Consider the following 2,347-nt stretch of genomic DNA (forward strand, 5'->3'; position numbering starts at 1 on the left):
ATTTTATGTATCCAAGATGGCGTCATGAGAATCGCGGGCAAAGAAGTGGCAAGAACATAAAATACAGGGAAATCTCTGCAGTTAGGCCTGTTTACGATCTCGATTCCCGGGGGTGCGGTTGCGCGCGTAGCACAATTATTGCGCCAAAAAGGTAATTCAGGTTATCGTTCGCGCAAATCGTTCGGGAACCTGTGTGATTCCCGGCTTCCTGCATCTTAACGCGTTACGACGGAGAAGACCGACCCGGCCAGAAAAAGAAAAACCGCTCCCGAACGAAGTCCGGAAGCGGGGGATATGAGTTGATAAACTAGCCAAAACCGTTCTCTCAAACCCTCCCTTCCTTGTCAACACAAAACACCGGTTCGGTGAACGGGGAAGCTTTGCCTGGTCCCTAGCGAAAGGAGACGAGGAATGGGGGACCCCTACCCGCAATTGCGGCCGATCGGCCGCAGAGTGACGCCGCAGCGTGCCGAGTTCCGGCGACTGGCACAGTCCGCCGAAGTCGGGACCGTGACGCGCGGACAGCTCGCCGTGCTTGCGCAAAACCTGCCCTGCACAGGCCTGATCAATGCGACCGAAGCCCATCTTCTGGTGACGCTGATCAACACCGCGTCAGCCGATACCTTCGACAAGGCGGGCCGGCCGATCATCTTCAAATCGAACCAGCAGCTTGCGTTCGAGATCAATCGTTCAACTGGGCGGGTCAGCCGTTTGCTCTCCAGCCTCTTCGACGCCGGCCTGATCACGATGCAGGACAGCGGCAACTACAAGCGCTACCCGGTTCGCAACGCACACGGTTCGGTAGTCGATGGCTGTGGCATCGACATGCGGATCCTCATCGTTCGATACCGCGAGCTTGACGAGCTCGTCAGGCAAGCGAGAGCCGAGCGGGCGGCCGCGAGCGCTGCGCTGCGCCGCTATCGCGGCGCGTTGCGCAATCTCCGCTACGCCCTTGCGACCGTGACAGGGCTGTTCCAGCGTGCCAGAGCGCGGCTCGAGGCGCGGCTTGAAAAGATTGTTGCCCTGGTCGGCGTCGCCGCAAAGGCGCCAAGCGCGCTCTTGCGGCGCGCGACAGGCCTGTTCGAATGGCTCATCGAGCGGGTCTTGCAGCTACCGCGCCATGCGGAAGCTGCGCTGGAGACACAAGATTTGACATGCACGAATGCCGAAAACGGCATGCACAAACAGATTACAAGCCCTGATCCACTTGAAGATAGTAATGATCGGCGTTCGGCTGACACCGAACAACTCGGTGTGCTAGCGGCGGGCTCCGCCCGCAAATGGGCTCTTGAAACAAGCCTGGGGCGAGGTTCGCGCCAAGTCAATCAACAGCAGCGGCCACCGCAGGAGTTTGTTGGCTTGCATGACGTGGTACGGGCAGTGCCAGCGCTAAAGACCTACGGCTTTGCCCTGCCCCGAACCTGGGGTGATCTGGCCCGGCTCGTGCCGCAAATGTGCCGGCTTGCCGGTATTTCCGATGATGCGCGCCGCCGCGCAGTTGAGCAGATGGGCGAGCAGCAGGCCGCAGTCGCAGTTGCCGTCATCCTACAGAAATTCGACCGGCAGGAGCTTTCCTCGCCGGGCGGCTACTTGCGGGCCATGACACACCGCGCCGCCGCCGGCGAGCTCCACCTGGCCCGGTCGGTATTCGGGCTTGCCGCCCGCCATTCCATGGAGGTGCTGAATTGAGATTTCGAGGAATATTGCCCGTCGCTGCCGCGATTTTGTTGGCCGTCGTGGAGAGAGCCGCGGCCGAGCCCGGCAGCTGGCCGGGGACGGGCGTGTGATCGACGGCGACACGATCAGCGTGAGGCGGCAACGCATCCGAATTGCCGCGATCGATGCATGCGAGCTGAAGCAGACCGGAATCCAGAACGGAAAGGTCTGGCCGCGTGGTCTCGCCGCTCGCAGCTACCTGTGGAAGATGATCGACGGCAAGCATGTGCGTTGCGAGATCATCGACAGGGACCAGTATCGGGCGATTGGTCGGACAGTGCTTCATCGCCGATAGCGATATTGGCCTCGCCATGGTCAACGCCGGCCTTGACGAGGCGATGCTTCGATACCTGCCCCGTTCCCATTCTATTAGCCTGGACGAATACGCTGAGGCCGAGAACAGGCCGCGGGATCGACGTTTAGGCATCTGGTCGGCGGAGATCGAAAGCCCGCATCTCTACCGGCGCGGGAAGTCGTCTTCCAAGCCTTAGGCGGTGTAGCCAAATTGGTGCTGTGGAATGGCAAGAGCCGTGAAGCAATTTGCTTCATCATATAGCGAGCAAACCGGCGCCAACCCGTTGCGGAAGCGCGGAGATTATATAAGATGAGGACATTTCTCGTCGAATAGGGC

3 protein-coding genes are annotated in these 2,347 nt (G+C 60.2%); all 3 read left to right on the top strand.

What is annotated here, in order from left to right; translation table 11 throughout:
* Window positions 1–411 precede the first annotated feature (411 nt).
* The 3 genes from repC (at window position 412) to EOA49_RS33890 (ending at window position 2,207) form a co-directional block, all read left to right on the top strand.
* Complete coding sequence (gene repC / locus EOA49_RS31555; protein ID WP_127243582.1) at window positions 412–1,689, top strand: plasmid replication protein RepC; 1,278 nt, start codon at window positions 412–414, stop codon at window positions 1,687–1,689.
* A gap of 94 nt (window positions 1,690–1,783) precedes the next feature.
* Window positions 1,784–2,011 carry a hypothetical protein gene (locus EOA49_RS33885; RefSeq protein WP_245460858.1) on the top strand — a complete coding sequence of 76 codons (228 nt, stop codon included), beginning with the start codon at window positions 1,784–1,786 and terminating at the stop codon, window positions 2,009–2,011.
* A 16-nt stretch (window positions 2,012–2,027) separates the two neighbouring features.
* On the top strand, window positions 2,028–2,207 hold the full coding sequence (locus EOA49_RS33890; RefSeq protein WP_245460859.1) for a hypothetical protein: 180 nt from the start codon (window positions 2,028–2,030) through the stop codon (window positions 2,205–2,207).
* Window positions 2,208–2,347: the final 140 nt, after the last annotated feature.

Origin of the sequence: Mesorhizobium sp. M1A.F.Ca.IN.020.04.1.1, from assembly GCF_003997315.1 — a bacterium.
GTDB lineage: Bacteria > Pseudomonadota > Alphaproteobacteria > Rhizobiales > Rhizobiaceae > Mesorhizobium.

What these genes read in the sequence shown, in the direction of transcription:
- EOA49_RS33890 (WP_245460859.1), top strand. Translation starts at nt 2,028, where the DNA reads ATGGTCAACGCCGGCCTTGACGAGGCGATGCTTCGATACCTGCCCCGT.
- repC (WP_127243582.1), top strand. Translation starts at nt 412, where the DNA reads ATGGGGGACCCCTACCCGCAATTGCGGCCGATCGGCCGCAGAGTGACG.